Origin of the sequence: Amycolatopsis sp. NPDC059235, from assembly GCF_042754125.1 — a bacterium.
In the GTDB taxonomy this organism is placed as follows: domain Bacteria; phylum Actinomycetota; class Actinomycetes; order Mycobacteriales; family Pseudonocardiaceae; genus Amycolatopsis; species Amycolatopsis albidoflava.
The window spans coordinates 48,181-67,338 of record NZ_JBHZAG010000058.1; the positions used below are offsets into that span (position 1 = coordinate 48,181).

At 70.2% G+C, this 19,158-nt stretch carries 15 protein-coding genes; 7 read left to right on the forward strand and 8 right to left on the reverse strand.

Annotation, left to right across the window (positions count from 1 at the left end; translation table 11 throughout):
- Positions 1-23: 23 nt before the first annotated feature.
- Genes ACFXI3_RS30970 through ACFXI3_RS30995 form a run of 6 tightly spaced genes read right to left on the reverse strand, consistent with a single transcriptional unit; the run spans position 24 to position 8,924 of the window.
- Complete coding sequence (locus ACFXI3_RS30970; RefSeq protein WP_344265722.1) at positions 24-1,238, reverse strand: 3-deoxy-7-phosphoheptulonate synthase; 1,215 nt, start codon at positions 1,236-1,238, stop codon at positions 24-26.
- A gap of 3 nt (positions 1,239-1,241) precedes the next feature.
- Positions 1,242-3,185, reverse strand: a complete 1,944-nt coding sequence (locus ACFXI3_RS30975; protein ID WP_378404272.1) for an anthranilate synthase family protein — start codon at positions 3,183-3,185, stop codon at positions 1,242-1,244.
- Positions 3,182-3,901, reverse strand: coding sequence for an alpha/beta fold hydrolase (locus ACFXI3_RS30980; RefSeq protein ID WP_344265728.1), 720 nt, complete (start codon positions 3,899-3,901; stop codon positions 3,182-3,184). The genes ACFXI3_RS30975 and ACFXI3_RS30980 overlap by 4 nt, the downstream gene beginning before the upstream one ends.
- On the reverse strand, positions 3,898-6,981 hold the full coding sequence (locus ACFXI3_RS30985) for an AMP-binding protein (RefSeq protein WP_378404274.1): 3,084 nt from the start codon (positions 6,979-6,981) through the stop codon (positions 3,898-3,900). Before ACFXI3_RS30985 ends, ACFXI3_RS30980 begins: the two co-directional genes overlap by 4 nt.
- Positions 6,982-7,014: 33 nt before the next feature.
- Entirely contained in the window at positions 7,015-8,640 is a 1,626-nt protein-coding gene (locus ACFXI3_RS30990; protein ID WP_378404276.1) for an HAD-IIIC family phosphatase, read from the reverse strand.
- Positions 8,637-8,924, reverse strand: coding sequence for an acyl carrier protein (locus tag ACFXI3_RS30995; RefSeq protein WP_344265737.1), 288 nt, complete (start codon positions 8,922-8,924; stop codon positions 8,637-8,639). Before ACFXI3_RS30995 ends, ACFXI3_RS30990 begins: the two co-directional genes overlap by 4 nt.
- Positions 8,925-9,162: 238 nt before the next feature.
- Between ACFXI3_RS30995 and ACFXI3_RS31000 the strand changes: the two genes are divergently transcribed.
- Entirely contained in the window at positions 9,163-10,614 is a 1,452-nt protein-coding gene (locus ACFXI3_RS31000) for an SDR family NAD(P)-dependent oxidoreductase (RefSeq protein WP_378404278.1), read from the forward strand.
- 152 nt (positions 10,615-10,766) lie between these two features.
- Positions 10,767-11,960 carry a LuxR C-terminal-related transcriptional regulator gene (locus ACFXI3_RS31005; RefSeq protein WP_378404280.1) on the forward strand — a complete coding sequence of 398 codons (1,194 nt, stop codon included), beginning with the start codon at positions 10,767-10,769 and terminating at the stop codon, positions 11,958-11,960.
- Here the strand turns inward: ACFXI3_RS31005 and ACFXI3_RS31010 are convergent.
- Complete coding sequence (locus tag ACFXI3_RS31010) at positions 11,938-12,597, reverse strand: isochorismatase family protein (protein WP_378404282.1); 660 nt, start codon at positions 12,595-12,597, stop codon at positions 11,938-11,940. The genes ACFXI3_RS31005 and ACFXI3_RS31010 overlap by 23 nt on opposite strands.
- 172 nt (positions 12,598-12,769) lie before the next feature.
- Between ACFXI3_RS31010 and ACFXI3_RS31015 the strand changes: the two genes are divergently transcribed.
- Together ACFXI3_RS31015 and ACFXI3_RS31020 are read left to right on the forward strand one after the other, a co-directional pair.
- Complete coding sequence (locus tag ACFXI3_RS31015; protein WP_378404284.1) at positions 12,770-13,861, forward strand: alkene reductase; 1,092 nt, start codon at positions 12,770-12,772, stop codon at positions 13,859-13,861.
- 14 nt (positions 13,862-13,875) lie between these two features.
- Positions 13,876-14,478 carry an LmbU family transcriptional regulator gene (locus tag ACFXI3_RS31020; RefSeq protein WP_378404286.1) on the forward strand — a complete coding sequence of 201 codons (603 nt, stop codon included), beginning with the start codon at positions 13,876-13,878 and terminating at the stop codon, positions 14,476-14,478.
- Between the two features lie 3 nt (positions 14,479-14,481).
- Here the strand turns inward: ACFXI3_RS31020 and ACFXI3_RS31025 are convergent, their stop codons facing one another.
- A complete protein-coding gene (locus ACFXI3_RS31025; protein WP_344265753.1) occupies positions 14,482-15,936 on the reverse strand; it encodes a peptide MFS transporter in 1,455 nt (484 codons plus the stop codon).
- Positions 15,937-16,222: 286 nt separating this feature from the next.
- On the opposite strand from ACFXI3_RS31025, the gene nhaA reads away from it, so the two are divergent.
- Genes nhaA through ACFXI3_RS31040 form a run of 3 tightly spaced genes read left to right on the forward strand, consistent with a single transcriptional unit; the run spans position 16,223 to position 18,903 of the window.
- Positions 16,223-17,407 (forward strand): Na+/H+ antiporter NhaA, encoded by a 1,185-nt coding sequence (gene nhaA / locus ACFXI3_RS31030; protein ID WP_344265756.1) that lies wholly within the window; start codon positions 16,223-16,225, stop codon positions 17,405-17,407.
- A 59-nt stretch (positions 17,408-17,466) separates the two neighbouring features.
- Positions 17,467-17,964 (forward strand): phage holin family protein, encoded by a 498-nt coding sequence (locus ACFXI3_RS31035; RefSeq protein WP_344265759.1) that lies wholly within the window; start codon positions 17,467-17,469, stop codon positions 17,962-17,964.
- Positions 17,965-17,985: 21 nt separating this feature from the next.
- Positions 17,986-18,903: an alpha/beta fold hydrolase gene (locus ACFXI3_RS31040; protein WP_378404289.1), complete on the forward strand. Its 918-nt coding sequence runs from the start codon at positions 17,986-17,988 to the stop codon at positions 18,901-18,903.
- Positions 18,904-19,158 lie beyond the last annotated feature (255 nt).

The following is a 19,158-nucleotide window of genomic DNA, read 5'->3' on the forward strand; positions in this document are numbered from 1 at the left end:
CGGGCGGGCGGATTCGGGGCGGCTCAGCCCGGCCAGGCGCTGGCCACCAGCCGCGCCTGGTCGGGGTTGAGCCGGGGATCGCACAGCGGTTCGGTCCCGGCGGGAAGGCCGGCGAGTTCCTCCTCCTGGAGGACGCATTCGACGACGTCGTCCGGGGTGGCCTCCAGGTGCAGGCCGCCCGCGACCCCGTGCTCGGCCGTGACCGCGCTGTGGAAGCCGAGCATCTCCCGGATCAGGGAGCCGACCAGCCGGGTCTTGCGTCCTTCGGCGGCCCGGAAAGTGTTGCCGTGCATGGGATCGCACAACCAGATCGCCGGATGTCCTTCCCGCCGCACCGCCGCCACGAGGTCCGGCAGCCGATCGGAGACCTGGCTCGCGCCCAGCCGGGCGATCAGCGTCAGCCGTCCCGGCTCCCGGCGCGGGTCAAGGCGTTCGCAGAGTTCGACCAGCTCCTCGGGGCCCAGCCCGGGGCCGACTTTGCAGGCGACCGGGTTGGCGACCCTGGCGAGCAGCTGCACGTGGGCGCCGTCGAGCCGGCGGGTGCGATCGCCGATCCACGGCCAGTGCGCCGACGCGAGCACCAGCTGGCCGTCTTCCCGGCGCAGCAGCGGCAGCTCGTAATCCAGCACCAGCGCTTCGTGGCTCGTCCACACCCGAGACCGGTTCAGCCCGGACGGACGGGTCTGCCGCAGCGCTTCCGCCACCCGCGCCGCGGCCTCGTAGCCGGCCAGCAGCCGCCGCGGGTCCGGGGTCCGGGATTCCGCGTCGAAGGCCGGGTCGTTGACCAGGTGGCCGCGGAACACCGGCAGCTCGACACCGTCCTTGACCTCGACCGGCGACGACCGCGGTTTGGCGAACTGGCCGCCGATCCGGCCGACCGTCACGACCGGACGGCGAGACTGTTCGCTCATCACGTCGCTGAGCCGCATGAGCAGTTCCGCCTTGCGGACGACGTGCTCGTGCGTCGAATGCCGCGGGTCCTCCGCGCAGTCCCCGGCTTGGAGCACTCGCAACCGGCCCTCGGCGACCCCGGCGAGAAGACCGCGGAACTCGTCGATTTCGGCCGCGGTGACCAGTCCCGGCGCGGCCCGGAGCCATTCGGTCGACCCGGCCAGCGCCGCCGGGTCCGGCCAGCTGGGCTGCTGGCCGGCCGGAAACGCTCGCAGTGCGCTGAGTTCGACTTCCGGCACCGGCGTCGCGGGCCGGGTGACGGCGAAGCTGGGAGAGACGACGGACATCGATCAATCCTTTGCGGTCGGAACGGAAGGAACGCGGCCGGCAGTGCGCGCCCCCGGCCACAGCGCCGTGGTAACGAGGTTTCGCAGCAGATGCGGGCCGTGTTCGGTGAGCAGCGATTCCGGGTGGAACTGGACTGAGGTGAAACCGGGGCCGCTCAACGCGTGCACCTCTCCGGTGGTCTCGTCCCGGCTCAACCGCACCGGCTCGGAGCCGTACGGGCTGAGCAGGCTCTCGCTGTCCGACCGCGCGGCGAACGTGTTGTAAAAGCCCACCTCGACGTTCTCGCCGAACAGGTCGATCCGGTGCCGCACGCCCTGATTCGGTTCGGGACGGCGGACCACGTCGAGCCCCAGCAGCCTGCTGAGCACCTGGTGGGACAGGCACACCGCGACGAACGCGCGGCGGTCCGCCAGCAACTGCCCGATCAGCCTGCCCAGCTCGGCGATCTTCGCCTGGCCGGTGTCGTTCGGGTCGCCGGGACCGGGGCCCGGCACCACCACGTCGAAGTCCCGGTGCGACGGCAGATCCCGCCAAGGGGCAACGGAAACGACGAGGCCGAGCGCCCGCAGCTGGTGGGCGAGCATCGCGGTGAAGGTGTCCTCGTTGTCCACGACCAGCGCCCGCAGCCCGGTCAGTTCGGGTGCCTGCCAGTCGATGTCCGCCCGGTCGCGCAGCCAGAACTGGGCGAGGCCGGTGTTGCGGGCGGCAAGGCCGCGCCGGATTTCGGGATCGTCGCTGAGGTTTGGCGCCGGTGCGCTCTCCGTCTTGCGCCGATCGCCGCGCAGGGCGCCGAGGAGACCGGCCGCCTTGGCGTGGGTCTCGGCCACCTCGCTGTCCGGATCGGAGTGGCGGACCAGCGTCGCCCCGACGCCGAAGGAGAGGGAACCGTCCGTAGCCAGTTCGGCCGTGCGGATGAGGATCGCGGAGTCCATCTCCGGCCTGCCCTCGCCGTCGCGGCCGATCAGCGCGGCCACCCCGCTGTAGTAGCCCCGGCCGGCCGGCTCGTGCCGTTTCAGCACCTGGCACGCGCTTTCCACCGGGCTGCCGGTGACGGTCGGGGCCAGCAAGGTCTGCCGCAGGATCTCGTGCGGCGGCCTGCCGGTCCGGCCGCGGACGAAGTACTCGGTGTGTGCCAGGTGCCGCATCTGGCGGAGGTACGGGCCGTCGATTTCGACACCCTCGTCGCAGATCCCGGCCATCATCTTGAGTTCCTCGTCGACGACCATGTACAACTCCTCGACCTCCTTGCGGTCGCCGAGGAAGCCGAGCGTTTGCTCGACCGAGGGGCCGTCCGGGCCGAAGCGGAGAGTGCCGCTGATCGGATTCATCGTGGCGACGCCCGCCGACAGGCCGACGTGCCGCTCCGGACTCGCCCCGATGAACGTGCGCGCGCCGGTGTGCACGAGGAAGGTCCAGTGCGCGCCGTCCTCGCCGAGCAGCAACCTCCGGAACAGCGTCAACTCGGTGGACACGGAGCAGTTCCGGACCCGCGCCGAAAAGGAGCGCTTGATCACGAAGTTGGCCCCGGCCCCAGAGCCGATCTCCTCGTCGAGCACCTTCGCCACGATGCGGGCGTACTCGTCGTCGGCCAGGTCGAAACCAGCCTCGGCGAAGCTCACCTCGCGGTCGGGCACCGCGGCGAGGAACGCCGTCCGGCTCAGTCGCTCCGCGGCGCGGATCCGCATGACCAGCAGCGGCGCGTGGTCGTCTTGGCAGGCGTAGCCCCGCTCGGCGACCTGCCGGAACGGCACCAGCACCAGCGTCTCCGGACCGGCCCCGGCTGGTTCCGGCGGTTCCGCCGCCAGCTCCGCGAGGTTCTCCGCCTCGGTCACCGGTCCCCGGAACAGCTCGAGTGTCCCGGCCCCGGTGGCGCCCGGCCGGTGCAGCAAGGCGAACGGTTTCCCGTCGGCCGCGAGTTCCCGCAGGAGCAGCTCCTGGTCGCTCACGGGCTCCCCTCCTTCCCCAGTACGTCGTGCAGGAAACCGCCGACAGGTCCGGTGACGGCGGGCAAGCGCTCCGGCCGCAGCAATCCGAAATGACCGCCGTCGACCACCTCGATCCGCAGCTGGTCCGAAAGCCGTTGCCAGGCAGCGCTTTGCTGGGCCACCGGACCGTCCGCGCAAGCCAGCAGCAGCCCCGGTCCGGCGTAAGACACGCTGACTTCGTGGTCGGCCGCGGCCCGCACGTGCGCGGACGCGGTACGGAGAAGACGGTCCCGGTCCGGCCCCGGAAGCGAGGCGGGCCATCCGTCCACAATGGATTCGGTAAACGCGGCGAGGTTCGCGTCCGGCCGAAGCCGGACGTAGCTGTCGAGCAGCACCACGGCGGGCCGGTGTCCTTCGTGCGCGTCGAGGTGCGCCGCGACCTCCCAGGCCAGCACCCCGCCGAGCGACCAGCCCGCCAGCACCGCGGGCGCGGCGGGCAGGCCGCGGATCGCGGACAGGCACCGCGCGACCATCGCCGGCACGTCGGTGTCCGGCTCCTCGCCCGCGGCGAGACCGGCCGCCAGCACCGCGTGCACGTCACCGTGCTCGGCAAGCGCGGCGGCCATCCCGAGGTAAGGCAGGAAACCGCCGCCGGCAGGCGGAAGCACGATGACTTGGCGGCCGGAGCGCCCGGAAGCGAGCTTCTGCAGCTTCGGGGCGAGGACCGCGCCGGTCACGCGGCACCTCGCAGGCTGTCCTCGACCAACCCGGCCAGCGCGCGCACGGTCGGCTCCCGGAAGAAATCGAGCACCGGCACTTCCACGCCGTGCTCGGCCTCGATCCGGCTGAGCACGACCACCACGTTGAGCGAGTGCGCACCGTGCTCGACCAGCGAACCGTCGAGGGAAACCGGCGCGCCGAGCGCCTCCTCCCACCACTGCCGCAGCTGCGTCTCCAGCGGATTCGCCGGCGCGCCTGCTTCGGGCGGCGGCGCGGCGGTCGCCTCGGAGGCTTTGCGCACCAACGCTTCCCGGTCGATCTTCCCGGTGAAACCGGTGGGGATCGAGCTGACCGGATGTACCCGGACAGGCACCATGTAACCGGGCAGCCGCCGGGCGAGAGCCGCGCGCACCGCCTCCGGTTCCGGGTCGCCTTCCGGCACGAAGAACAGCTCCAGCCGCTGTCCCGGCGCCACCGCCGCGACCGCGCGCCGCACCCCGGCCACGGCGCTCGCGGCAGCCTCCACCTCGCCCAGTTCGACCCGGTAGCCGCGGATCTTCACCTGACCGTCGCCGCGGCCGAGGTAGACCAATTCCCCGCCGGCGTCGGCGAGCACCTGGTCACCGGTGCGGTATTCGCCGTCGACGAACCGTTCGGCCGTCCGCCGCGGATCACGGACGTAGCCCAGCGCCGGCGCGATTCCGCCGAGCCGCAGCTCGCCCGCCACGCCGGGGGGAGCCAGCCGCCCGGCCGCGTCGACGATCCGGGCGGCCACGCCGGGCAGCGGACGGCCGATCGGAGCGTGCACCGGCCACGGCTGGTTCTCCGCCCGGAAGACCGCCGCCGTCGTGACGTGGGTTTCGGTGGGGCCGTACATGTTCACCAGCACGAGGTGCGGCCGTTCGGCGAAAAACAGCTGCACCGTTTCGTCCGCGACCAGCTGTTCTCCCGCCACGCACAGGAAACGGGCCGCGGGCAGCCGCTCCCCGGACGCGCGGGCGGCCCTGGCGAACGCGCCGAGCGCGGCCGCGGGCAGGTAGAGGTGGGTCACCTCGGTCAGCGCGGCCCGGCGCACCAGCGCGGGCAGGTCCTGCCGGTCGACCGGCCGCCGGGACACGACGGTCCCGCCAGCCAGCAGGGTCGGGAAGATCTCCTGGAACGACACGTCGAAGCCGAGCGGCGCGTACTGCAGGAACCTGGTCCGCTCGGACATCTCCAGCGCGGTGTGCTGCCACGCCGCCAGATTCGCCAGCGGTGCGTTCGCCATCAGCACGCCCTTGGGCCGCCCGGTCGAGCCGGAGGTGAACATCGTGTAGACGCCCTGGCCCCCGCCGTCGGCCGCCGCGGGCTCCGCCGGAGTGCCGCGTAGCTCGTCGAGCGGGTACACCTGTGCTCCGGGGAATTCACCGTCGCCGATGACCGTCCGGCAACCGGCTTGCTCGACCATGCCCGCCAGCCGTTCCGCGGGCAGGTCCGATTCCAGCGGCAGGTAGACAGCCCGGCGGGCGAGGATCGCCAGCAACGCGACCACGCTGCCGACGAGGTCCCCGGTGGTGACGCCGACGACGTCGCCCGCCGCCACGCCCCGCTCGGCGAGGCCGCCGGTCACTTCCCGGACGCGGGCCGCCAGCTCGCCGTAGGTGAGCCGGGTCCGCCGCTCCTCCACCGCGATCGCGGCCGGTGCGGCGTCGGCGACTTCGAGCACCCGCCCGGCGAAATCGCACTGTGGCACCACGTTTCCGGGCAGCGGCGGCACTTCCGGACCGTCCGCGAACAGCTCGCGCACCGTCCCGTGCTCCCGGCCCACCGCGGCGATGGCCGAACGCAACGAATCGAGGTAGCCGGACACCACCGGTTCCGGCAGCAGCCGCAGGTCGTGCTCGACTTCCAGCAACCACCCCTGCCTGGTCGGTTTCACCCAGAGCAGCAGATCGAACTTGGCGGTGCCGTTCCCGTGCTGGCGCATCGACCGGACCGGCGCGCCCGCGCCCGCCTCCGCCGGTTCCTGCATGGTGAGCAGCGTGGTGAACACCGGGTTCCGGTTGCCTTGCCGCTCCGGCTTCAGGTACGCGGCGACCTGGCTCAGCGGGACCACCGCGTTCCCGCGCGCACGTTCTGCCTCGGGGGCGACGGCACCGGTGACGAAGTCGGTGAACGACTGTCCCCATTGGACATTCACCGCCATCGGAACGGTGTTCACGAAAAATCCGCACAGGTCGTAGGCCGCACCGGTGCGGCGGGTCATCACGCTCGTCCCGAAGACGACGGTGTCCTCACCGGAGTGCCGGGCCAGCGTCGCCGAGTGCAGCGCGGAGAACAGCGTGAACGGGCTGATCTCCAGCTCCCGGCAGATCTGGTCGATTCCGGCGGATTCCGTTGGCGTGAGCGGGATTTCCCGGCGAGCACCGGTGAAAAGCGTTTCGGCCGGACGGCCCGGAAACGGGTACAGCACGGTCCGCGACGCGCCCCGGAGCCGCTCGGCCAGCTCGGCCGCGGCGACGTCCGTTTCCGGTGCGCCCGCTGCCGCGACCTGTGCCGCGAGTTCCCCGGCGAACGCCGCTTCCCGCCGCGGCACCAGGCTTTCAACGTCCAGGCGACCACGCAGCGCGAGGTTCAGCTCGGTCAGCAGCACCCCGACGGAGTAGCCGTCGAATACCGAATGGTGCGCCGCGAGAACGAGCGCGGCCCGCGACCGGTCGTCCGCGCGCAGGTGCACCGCGCGCACGAGCGGCGGCCGGTCCAGCGCGAAGGCCGTGGTCCCGACCTCGTCGAGCGCGGCGGACCGGCGGCGGTCGAACTCCGCCGCGGGCGCGGACCAGGCCCGCAGCACGCCGGAACCGCCGGCGTCCGGGGCGGCCAGCAGCGCACCGTCGTTCGGCTGTTCCGGCAGGCCCGAGCGCAACGCGGGCTGCACCGCCAGCACCGCTTCGAAGGCCGCGGCGAGGTCCGCCGGTTCGCAGGCCGGATCGAGGTCCGCCTCCACCACCACGTTGTAGAGGTGGGGCACCGGGACGAACCGGTCGACCGCGAGCAGTTCCCGCTGTGCGTCGGTGACCGGCAGCGCCACCGCCCGCACGTTCCCCAGGTCGCTTGACATGCGATTTTCTCCCTCGGCTCGATGTGGGCGGGCTCAGGCGGGCAGTCGCAGCCATTCGCGCACCGGGACGGTGACGGTCACCGGTTCGTCGTCCGCGCCGAGGACGACGCCCGCCGCCTGCTCGACGAACAACCGGGCAGGCGCGTTGCGCGCGGTCGGCCGCACCGGAAGCCGCAGCGCGGAAGCGCCCGCCTCGGCGGCCTTGTCCGCGGCGAACCGCAGCACCTCCTGCTCGACCCGGCGGTTCAGGACCCGGCAGCTGAGCAGGAAGACCGGCAGCTCAACGGCGTCGTCCCGGAATTCGGCCACGACCAGTCCGACCGTGCCGTAGTCACCGAAGCGGTCCGAAACCCGCACCGTCCAGCCACGAGAGCCGGCGGACAGCAGCCCGCGAAGTTCGCCGACCGCGTAGACCGTCCCGGCCAGGTTGAACTGCGTCGTGCGCGCGGTCAGCTGAGCCGCCCGGTCGAGCATGTCCTCGGTCAGCTCGATGAAGCCGACCTCGATCTCGCAGCGGTCGAGGAAATCCTGGTAGTCGGCGCTGGAATCGCGCAGAGCAACGCGCTCGCCGCGGGTCGAGTACCAGTCGGCGCGCAACCGGTCCTCCTCGGTCACCACCAGCTGGTCGAAGGCCCAGGTTTCGGCGAGCTGGCGATCGATCCCCTCGGCGTCGTGCGCGAGTTCCAGCACCGTGACCTCCGGCAACTGCGCCCGCACCGAGGCGCACTCGACCACGTCGTCGTCGACGAACACGAACGAACTCAGCGACAGGTCCAGGTCCTCGGCCAGCTCGCGCAGCGAATGCGCCTTCGGATTCCACCCGATCCGATGAGCCGAGACGTGTTCCCAAGCCAGCACCATGCCCGGGTTGCGGTCGAAGACCTCCTTGACGTCGGCCTCGTTGTTCCGGCTGCACAGGCACAGCAGCTTGCCCTGGGCGCGCTGCTCGAGCATGAACTCCTGCAGCCGCCGATGCGCGGGGGTGACCTGGACTCCGCGTGCCCCGTCCTCGCCGCAGACGCCTGCCCACAACGTGTTGTCGCAGTCGAGCACCACGACCTTCTTCGGCTTGGCCCACACGCTCGCGGCGAGCCGCACCAGCTGGGTGCCGAGAGCGGCGCAGTACTCGTCGGTGTAAGGCAGGTGCCCGATCCGGTCCGCGTACTCGTCGTGCACTTCCGTTACGCCGTAACGGATTTCCAGGTCGTCGACCGTGACCGGGTGCACCGCGGGCACGGCCTCCGCGACCGCGGTGATCCGGGCACCGGCTTCCTGGACCCACTGGCTGGCTTCCGGCTGGGCGCGCACCGCGGGCGAAGCGGGAAGCACCGCGACAAACCAGGTGGCCACCGCCAGGTCCGGGAGCCGCTCCAGCATCGTGACGAGTTCCGCGAGCATCGTGTCGGCTCGCTCCCGGGACTCGGCGAACCCCTTGCCCCGAAAGAAGTCTTCGGGCCGCAGCAGGAGAAAGTTGACCCCGTTGTGTCCGCGAAGAGGGCTTCCCGGATCGTGCAGCGCCTCCAGCACCTGACCGTACGGCGCGACGGCGAGCGGGCGCCCGCCTTCCCGCTCCGCCAGCACCGCCGCCATCGGACCGGTCACGGCGTCGAGGGTGAACGTGCCGGCCACCGCGATTCCCGGCTTCTCCACGGCGCTCATGCGGGCTTCGCCTCGACGTGCTCGCGGACGACGCCGACGAACTCCGCGACCGTGGTACCGGGCAGCAAGCTGTGCACCGGAAGCTCGACGCCCAGTTCCCGCCACAGCCGGGAAAGCACTCGCACCGCGCGCAGCGAATCGCCGCCCAGCACGGCGAACCGGGTCTCAGGAGCCGCCTCGGCCGCGCCGAGCACCTCGCGCAACGCCGTTAAAACCGTCTCCTCGACCCGATCGGGCCGGCCAGCCGAGTCCACGGCCAGTGCGGAATTCCGGTAATTCTCCATGAAATCACCCCAAGGAAGTAATTGCCTGGTTTATTGCGCTCCGGCGCGCATGTGCTGGGAGAAAACTCGACCACACAGCGGACTTCCGCACTATTGCGGACTTTCGGAGGCTACCGCACCATTCACGAGAAGGACAACCAACTAACGAATCCTTGCGCCAGTGCCATTTCCCGGCCGAGCTGTCAACCGGTCGCGTTCATTCCCCTCGTGCGGTAGCCCTCGTGAACGGAGCCCGTAAATGTTGCTGACCCCCGCCGATCTCGCCTTGTTCGCGGACGCCAGCGGAGACCGCAATCCACTGCACGTCGACCCCGAATACGCTCGTCGGACGCCGTTCGGGCAGCCGGTCGCGCACGGCGTGCTCACCGCGGTCGCCGCGCTGGACGAGGTTCCCGGGCCGCCCGGCGAGGTGACCGCCGTCGACCTCGAATTCAGGCGTCCGACACATGCTGGTTTTCCCTATAGCACCAATATTTCTCACGAACTGGACGGCCGGACGCGGATCGCCGTGACAGAGGGGCAGGAAACCTGCCTGACCGTTTGGCTGACCCACGGACCCGCCGCCACCGCGGTCGCGGTGCCGCGCCGGCCGCGCAGCCAGCCGCGTTCCCTCGCCCCGGAAGAGTTCGTCCCGGGTCTCGAGACAACCGGGCAGTACGGCCCGGGCGACGCGCTGGACGCGCTGATGAAGCGGTGGCCGGGAACGGCCCGGCTGCTCGGCAGGCACGCGCTGACCTGCCTGGTGTGGTGCAGTTTCGTCGCGGGAATGGAGCTGCCGGGCCGCGACTGCCTGCTCAACGGCGTCTCGCTGAAGCTTCACCCGGTCAGCGGAATCCTGGCGCTGGAATACCGTGCCACAGTACGGGATTTCGACCCCCGGTTCGGGCTGCTCACCGTGGAGGCGGCGCTCGCCGACGGGGCGGCAATCGTCGCCGAGGCGACCCTGGAAACGATGGTTCGCCGTCCGGTTCCGGCACCGTCGGCCGAGCGGCTCTCCGCACTTCTGCCTGCCTCCGACCGGCTTTACGGGCACACCGCGGCGATCGTGGGCGGCAGCCGGGGCCTCGGAGCCGCGCTGGTTCTCGCTCTCGCGAGCCAGGGCGCGCGCGTTCTCGTCGGCCACCGAAGCGGCGACCTTTCCGAACTCGCCGACCACGGCGCGGAACTCGGCGGGGAGGTCGTGTCGTGCCCCGGCGACGCGGCTGATCCGGCCTGGTCCGAGCAAATCAGCCAGCTGGCAGGCGGAAAACTGGATCTGCTGATCTGCAGCGCCGCCCCGCCGATCCGCCCGCTGCGCCTCGATCCGGCGGGCCTGCCCCGGGTACAGGCGTTCGTCGCCGACGCCTTCGCGCTCGTCAGCGCCCCGCTGGCCGGGCTCCTGCCCGCGGTGGCGAAAAACTCCGGTCGTTTCCTGCTCATTTCGTCCGCCGCGGTCACCGATCCGCCGGAGGACTGGCCGCACTACGTGGCGGTCAAGCACGCGGTCGAAGGGCTCACGCAGTGGGCGGCGGCCCGCCATTCCGAGTGCGAATTCTTCATCAGCCGACCGGGAATGCTGCTGACTGAGCAGATGAACACGCCGGGAACCCGGGAAATCGCACAAGCCGTGGAACCGGTCGCGGCGGCGCTCGCCGACCGCCTCGCGAATTCGGCGCCAGCGGCCGGGCGGCCGGAAATCATCGCGCACTGATCAACGGGTGATGTCCCGCGACGGCGGGACATCACCCAATCGGCCGCCGCTGTTCGCATGAAATATCAGTGTGCTGAGCCACACCGCCGCACCGCGGATAGCCCTGATGGCATGATCACCGTATTGGTTCTGGCGGGGCTACGGGCGGTAGGATGTCCAAGAATACTGTGCTGCGCGGCCGCGACGAAGTCCACGGTCGAATACGCGAATTACTCGGCCGGGTCGAGGATAATCCGGGAATAATCATTTCCCTGGAAGGTGCGCCCGGCATCGGGAAAAGCAGCGTGCTGCGAAAGGTTCGGCAGCTGGGCACGGAGCTCGGGTTTCGCCTTGCCCCGCGCGAGCTTTCCTTGTTCGACGCCGCGCGGCACCCCGGCGAGGTCCGTTCCTGGTGCGAACAGCAGCCGCGCGCCCAGCGGATTCTCATGCTCGCCGACGACGCTCAGCTGGCGGCCCCCGAAACGATCCGGCGGCTGTCCTGGCTGCCTGAACTGCTGGTCTCCCGCCCGTTCTGTCTTGTCCTCGCCCGGGTTCCGGGAATGGGCGGCACCGAACTGAACCGGCTGCTCACCACCACCAGCACTCAGCTCTACTCGATCCGGCTGGGCCCGCTCGACTCCACCGCGTCGAGCGAGATGCTCGTCGACCTGCTCGGCGCGAAGCCGGACGACGCGCTCCGCTGGGTGGCCGAGGAACTCGGCGGCAACCCCCGGCTCCTGGTCGATCTGGTGACCGGTCTTCAGGCGGAAAACGGCATCGAGACGGCGGACGGGATCGCCCGGCTTCGCGGCCCGATGCCACCCGGACGGCTGCAGACGACGTTCGTCCACAAAGTCCGCAGCCTGACCCCGCCGACCCGCAAGCTGGTCCAGGTAGGCGCGAGCCTCGGCCACACTTTCCTGCTCGCCGACGCGGCGAAACTCCTGCGGGAGACTCCCGGCAACCTGCTGCTGTGCGTGGACGAGGCGCTGGCCGCGGGACTGCTCGTCGAGTCCGGCGACCGGCTCGGCTTCCCGGGACGGCTGGTGTGGCAGGGCGTGGCCGATTCCGTTCCGCCGAGCGCGTTCGCGCCGTTGCGAGCCGAAGCCGAGGCGCTGCGGGACGCGCCGGCCGCCGCATCAGACACCCCGGCCGAGGACGATCCGTCCGCCCGCTGGACCCTGCTGACCAGCACGGAGCGGCACATCGCCGAACTGGTCGGCTCCGGGCTGACGAACCGGCAGGTCGCCAGGGACGCGATGATCTCCGCGCACACCGTCAACTACCACCTCCGCAGCATTTACCGGAAGCTCGCGATCCGTTCCCGCGTCGACCTGACCCGGCTCATCCACCAGAGCCCGCAGTGACCGCCCCACTGTCCACATGGGACAGCAGCTCGGTGGTGGTCGGCGTCGCGGCGCAGCGCTCGGCCGCGTAGCGCAGGGCCATCCGGTGGTACTCGGCGGAAAAGTCGGCCACCGCGTCCGCGACCAGAAACGGCTGGATGTCGTGAGAGAACGCCTCGCACGCGGTCATCAGGCAGCCGACGTGCGCGTAAACCCCGCAGATCACCAGCTGATCGCGGCCGTGGTCGCGCAACAGCTGGAGCAATCCCGTGTGGTGGAACGCGCTGTAGCGCCACTTGGTGAACACCACGTCGTCCGGAGCCGGGGCCAGTTCGTCGACGACTTCGCGATCGACCGGAGCCACCGTCATCCCCGGCCCCCAGAAGTCCTTGAGCAGCCCGCGTTCGGACTCCGTCATCCCGCCTGGCTGTGCGGTGTAGACGACCGGGACCCCGAGTTCCGCGCACCGGCCGCGCAGTGCCGCGCAATTGCGCACCAGCTCGTCTCGCGGCGAGGCCCCTTCGGTGAACGGGGCTAGAAAGTACCGCTGCATGTCGTGCACGAGCAGCACCGCCCGGCTCGGATCGAACCGCCAGTGGGCGATGTTCTCCGGCACCTCTTCCGCAGCGGGCATCGCGTACGGTGCGATCGCTGGCACGCCCACGTCTTTTCCCTTTCGCCGAGCCGAAACCTTCGCCGCCAACGTAACCGGCGAGCGGGTGCGGACACACCTACTCGCTCGCGCGGGGCACACCACTCGGACGAGCAGTTGCCCACCGGGCGGTTTCGGGCCAAGGCTGGTGATCGACACCGGAACGGGGAGGGAACAGGTGCGCTCCGCCTTCGCGCCAGCGGAATTGTTCGGCTCAATCTTGAAGAATCGCATCGCGATGGCACCGATGACCCGCAGCAGGGCGTACGGCGCGGAACAGACACCGGGACCGGACACGGTCGAGTACTACGCTCAGCGCGCGAGCGCCGGGCTGATCGTTTCCGAAGGCATGCACCCGAACCCGCGCGGGCAAGGCGAGCCCGACACCCCCGGCATGTACGCCAGGGCACAGGCCGAGGCGTGGCAGCCAGTCGTCAACGCGGTCCAAGCCAAGGACACGCTTTTCTTCGCACAGCTGATGCACTCCGGCCGGGTCAGCCATCCAGAGAACAATCCAGAAGGGCTCGAACCGGTGGCGCCGTCGGCGGTGCGGGCTCCCGGCGAGATCTACACCCATCGCGGCCGCCAACCACATCCGCGTCCGCGAGCGCTGACGACAGCCGAGATCGACCAGACTGTGCGCGATTTCGCCACCGCCGCGGGCCTGGCGCTCGACGCCGGCTTCGACGGCGTGACCCTGCATGCCGGCAACGGCTATCTGCTCCACGAGTTCCTCGCCGAGAACACCAATCTCCGGACCGACGGCTACGGTGGCTCGCTGACCGGACGGCTGCGCTTCGTCGTTGAAGTCGTCGAGGCGGTCTGCGAGGTCGTACCACCGCATCGGGTGCTTTTGCATCTCACCCCGGCGAAAATCGGCGAGGACATCGTCGAGGGCGATTCTGCCGCGCTCTACGACGCCCTGCTCGCCGCGCTGCCCGTCTCCTTCGGCGGGTTGAGCCTTTTCGAGACCGGACATCGCGACCTCACCCGGCGGCTGCGCGAACGCTGGCCGGGCCCGTTCGTGCTGAACCCGCACGCGAACTACGGCGACGGCAAGGTCCCAGCCGGGCCCGCGGACCTGCCGTTGCTCGACGAAGGTCTCGCCGATGTCCTGTCTTTCGGCAGGCTGTTCCTGGCGAACCCCGACCTGCCCGCCCGGCTTCGCGCTGGCGGCCCGTACAACGAACCGGACCGGGAGACCTTCTACGGCGGCGGTGCCGCCGGATACACCGACTACCCGGCCCTGCAGTCCACGGATGCCCGATGACCTCGAGGAAAGGAATGACCGTGGTACAGGACACCGCAGCGCGCAACGGCACCGGCGGCCGTCCGAGAACCGCGTTCGGCGTCTCGTTGCCCGGCCTCGACGTGACCGCCAACCCGGTCGGGCTGCGCTTCGAGTCGGAACTCAGCCTGCCCGCCTGGTGCCGGCTCGGCTCGCACGTGGCGCAGCTGGGCACCGCGGCCGCGTGGTGGATCGGCGACTGGCTCGTCTACGGGCAGGACCGCTACCAGGACCGGTACCGGCGCAGCATGGCGGAACACGCGCTGGACTACCAGACGCTGCGCAACTACGCGTGGGTCTCCCGCCACGTCCGCCTGCCGCAGCGGCGGCGGAGCCTGAGCTTCCAGCACCACGCGGAGGTCGCCCGGCTGCCCGCCGAGCAGCAGACCAGCTGGCTGCGCGCGGCCGAGGAAAACAGTTGGTCCCGCAACGCGTTGCGGGACCAACTGCGGGGCAGGCCGGGCCGGGTGCGTCCGGTGACCCTGCGGATCGACGCTCCGCCGCAGCGCAAACAGCGCTGGGCGGAGGCCGCCGAAGCGGCGGGCCAGAGCCTTACCGCGTGGGTGATCAGCAGGCTCGACGAGGCGACCGGGGCCTGAGCCTCAGCGCACGCCGGACATCAGCTTGCGGATCAGCGGCGACGCGGCCGCGATCACAGCCCCCACCAGTACCGCGATCCCGCCGAGGATCCCGAAGTACGGAGTCTCGTTGTCCAGCGCGTAGTACCCGGCCAGCGCACCCGAGAGCGCGGAACCGAGGGCCACCGACAGGAAGAACAACGCGACCATCTGCGCCGGATACGCCTCCGGTGCCAGTTTCGTCGACAGGGAGAGCCCGACCGGGGACAGATTCAGCTCCGCGAGCGTGAAGACGAACAGGATCAGCACCAGCATCAACAGCGGGGTCTGGGTCGTGCTGTCCGCGGTGGGCAGGAAGAGCAGGAACGCCACGCCCATCAGCCCGGTGCCGAGGGCGAACTTGATCGGCGTCGGCGGCTGCCGGTCGCCCAGCCGGGTCCAAAGCGCGGCGAACACCCCGGCGAACACCACGATGAACACCGGGTTGATCGTGTTCACCCAGGACACCGGCATTGTCCAGCCGAACAGGTCCCGGTCCAGCCGCTTGTCCGCGTAGATCGCGACCACGGTGAACTGCTGCTGGTACAGCGACCAGAAGACCACGCTCGCCACGAACATCGGGATGAACGACCACACCCGGCGCCGCTCGATCCGGGTGACCTTCTTGCTCGTGAGCAAGACCGCGAAGAGCACGACGGAACCCGCGGTGATCACGAGCGCGGTGACGGTGGCGAGGTTGTCCGCGGTGACCCAGCCCAGCAGCACGGCGACGACCACGACGGCTACCACCGCCAGCCCGATGCCGGCCGCACCGCCCCGCTGGCCGGCCGGGAGGGGGTTCGGGACCGTCCTCGCCGTGTCCGGCAGATTGCGCCTCCCGAGGGTGTACTGCACGAGACCGGCGGCCATGCCGAGCGCCGCGACGCCGAAGCCGACGTGGAACCCGATCTCCTGCTGTACCCATCCGGTGATCAGCGGCCCGACCAGCGCGCCGAGGTTGATCCCCATGTAGAAGAGGGAGAAGCCGCCGTCCCGGCGCGGGTCCTTCTCCGTGTAGAGCGTGCCGACCAGCGCGGTGGCGTTGCCCTTGATCCCGCCGCTGCCGAGGGCGACGCAGACCAGGCCGACGCCCACCCCGGCCAGCCCCGGCACGACCGCCAGCGCGATGTGCCCGGCCATCACCAGCACGGCGCTGTAGAACAGCGTGCGCTCGGAGCCGAGCAGCCGGTCGGCGACCCAGGCCGCCACGATTGTCGACAAATAAACCAGGCCGCCGTAGGCGCCCACGATGCTGGTCGCGGCGGCTTCCGGCTGGCCGAGACCGCCCGCGGCGACCGAGTGGTAGAGGTAGATGGCGAGGATGCCCTGCATCCCGTAGAAGGAGAAGCGCTCCCACATCTCCACGCCGAAGAGGTTTGCCAACCCCCGCGGGTGCCCGAAAAATCTGGTATCGGCCTGGGCGTCGATAGGGGTGCTCACTACTGCCTCGTCCCTGTATTCAACATCATTGTCGTTCTCTCCTCGCATGCTAGAAGGCGAACAGGTGAACGAAAAACCGGCGTCAGTATGGACTAGACAACTTGGCCGACGCGAACGGCTGACCTGCGTTTGCGCTCAGCGCGGCGTGATGCGAGCGTCATCGGGCAGGCCCGGTTGCCGTTCGTCACAACGGCCGGTAATCGGCGACTGCGGACGGTAAACTGGACATCGGTGTGCCGGGAAGTCTGGTCGGCGGGAGATCCGCCGTCCCCGCAAGGAGTTTTTCGTGACCCCAGCCCGCGCCGTCGCCGAATTCGCCCGTTTCCTCCGCACGGAGACCACTGGCGGGCTCATCCTGCTCGCCGCCACCGCGGTCGCGCTGGTCTGGGCCAACTCCCCGCTCGCGCCTGCGTACGAGGCGCTGCGCGACTTCCGGATCGGCCCGGAGTTCCTGCACCTCAACCTCTCCGTCGGAGACTGGGCGAAGGACGGCCTGCTCGCGCTGTTCTTCTTCGTCGCCGGGCTTGAACTCAAACGAGAACTGGTGGTCGGCGAACTGTCCCGGTGGCGGCAAGCCGTGCTTCCGGTGATCGCCGCCGTCGGCGGAATGGTCGTGCCCGCGGTGGTCGCGCTCTCGATCGCGTGGGGCACGCCGGAGGTCGACCGGGCGTGGGCGATCCCGGTGGCCACGGACATCGCGTTCGCGCTCGGCGTGCTCGCGCTGACCGCGTCCAACCTGCCCAGCAGCGCGCGGGTGTTCCTGCTTTCCCTTGCCGTGGTGGACGACCTCGGCGCGATTCTCGTCATCGCGATCCTCTTCACCAGCAGTTTCAACCTGATCGCGGCGGCGGTCGCGGTGGTCGCGCTCGGGCTTTACGCCTTCCTGCAGCACAAACGCGTCCGCTCGCCGTGGCTGTACGTGCCGATCGCGCTGATCACCTGGGTCGCGGTGCATTCGGCGGGCATCCACGCGACGATCGCCGGCGTCGCGCTCGGTCTGCTCACTCGCGTCCGCGCGGACGAGGGCGAGGAGGAAGCGCCCGCGGTCCGGCTCGAGCACCGCCTGCAGCCGTGGTCAGCGGCGGTCGCGGTGCCGGTGTTCGCCTTGTTCGCCGCGGGGATCTCGGTGAACGGCGAGGCGCTGTCGACGGTCTTCACCACCGCGTTGCCGCTGGCTGTCCTCATCGGACTGGTCGTCGGCAAGTTCATCGGGATCTTCGGGGCAAGCCTGCTGGCAGTGAAGCTGCACGTGGCGGAAAAGCCCAGCGGAATGAGCTGGCGAGACGTGGCCGCGCTGTCCGTGCTCGGCGGCGTCGGCTTCACGGTCAGCCTGCTGATCGCCGAACTCGCCCTGCCCGCCGAAGCCGCTGAAGTGGCCAAGGCGGCGGTCTTGATCGCCTCGGCGATCGCCTCGCTGACGGCCGCCGTGCTCCTCTTGCGGCGCAGCCGGGTACACGCGAAGGCGGCTTGATCCCGACACTCCCGCCGGTCCGTCGCGCCTCGCATACGGTCACGTGGCACGATGACCCAGTGAGCAGCCCCAAACACGAGCGCACCAGCCCCGACGGCGTGGGGGCCGTGCCGTACCTGCCCCTGTCCAGCGACGAGGAAGCCGCGGCGAGCGAACAGTCCATCGGCAAGCTCGTCGGCGACGCCACCCAGCACCTGTCGACGCTGGTCCGCGCCGAAATCGAGCTGGCGAAAGCCGAACTGGCGCAGGAAGCGAAGAAGGCGCTCAAGGGGACGGTCTTCTTCTTGATCGCCCTCACCGTCTTTCTGTACAGCACCTTCTTCCTGTTCCTGCTGATCGCCGAGGGCCTGTCGGACTGGTGGGGCATCCGCTGGCCCGCGTTCGCGACGGTGTTCGGCCTGATGCTGGTCACCGTGGGCGCGACCGCGTTCCTCGGCTGGCGCAAGGTGAAGAAGCTGCGCGCGCCGGAGCGCACCATCAGCACCGTCAAGGAGACGGCTGAGGCGTTCAAGCGCAAGCCCGCCGAAGACGACGACCTGCCCTCGACGCAGGGCTGACGCCAGCCCGCGCGCGCAGTGGTGGAGCTGACGCCGGACCCGTCGAGCGTGCGGGTCGACGGCCCGTGGACGCATCGCGACGTCTCGGCCAACGGCATCCGCCTGCACGTAGCCGAATGCGGCGAGGGTCCGTTAGTGCTGCTCCTGCACGGCTTCGCCGGTTTCTGGTGGACCTGGCGCCACCAACTGCCCGCACTGGCCGACGCCGGTTTCCGCGCGGTAGCGGTAGATCTGCGCGGCTACGGCGACTCGGACAAGCCCCCACGCGGCTACGACGCCTGGACCCTGGCCGGCGACGTAGGCGGCCTGATCAAGGCCCTGGGCGCCCGCCGGGCACACCTGGTAGGCCACGCCTGGGGCGGCATGCTCGCCTGGACAGTCGCCGCACTGCACCCACGCCTGGTGTCCTCGGTGACCGCCATCGGCGCCGCGCATCCCCTCGCCTTCAAGTCGGCGGTCAAGCGCACCAGCAGCCAAATCCGCGCAGTAGGCCACCTCTTCCGCTTCCAGGTACCGATGGCCCCGGAAAAATGGCTGGTCCGCGACAACGCGGCGGCAGTGGAAGAACTCTTCGCCAAATGGTCCGGCGAGACTTGGCGGTCCTCTTCGGACTTCACCGAGACAATGCCCGCCTTCCGCCAAGCCATGCTGGTCCCCGGCGTCGCCCACTCCGCCCTGGAGTACTACCGCTGGGCCTTCCGCGCCCAATTCCGCGGCGAAGGCAGGCGCTTCACCGACGCCGTCGAGGGACGCATCGCCGCCCCCGTACTGCAACTCCACGGCGCAGACGACACCTGCATCCTCCCGGAAACCGCCCTGGCGTCAGTCCACTGGGCAGGCCCGCACAGCGAACCCAAAATCTGGCCAGCCATCGGCCACTTCCCCCACCTGGAAGACCCAACCCGGGTCACCAAGTCCGTTGTGGACTTCATCCGCTAACCCCCAGAGAAGTCCGTGAGGGCCACCTTCAGGGACTCAGAGTCCCTCAGGGTTCCCCTCACGGACCTAAACCGCAGCCGCTGCACCCAACCAGCGGTGCACCCAGCCCCTCCCCCGCACCCCGATAGGAAGCCTTCTCTGCGGTTCGGGGGTGCTTGTCAAGGCATCTTTCCGCCCGGTAGGACCACACCCCCCACCCCCCCCCTCCTATGGGGCTTGGGGGGGGGCGCACCAGGGCGCGCAGGTGGCGCCCCG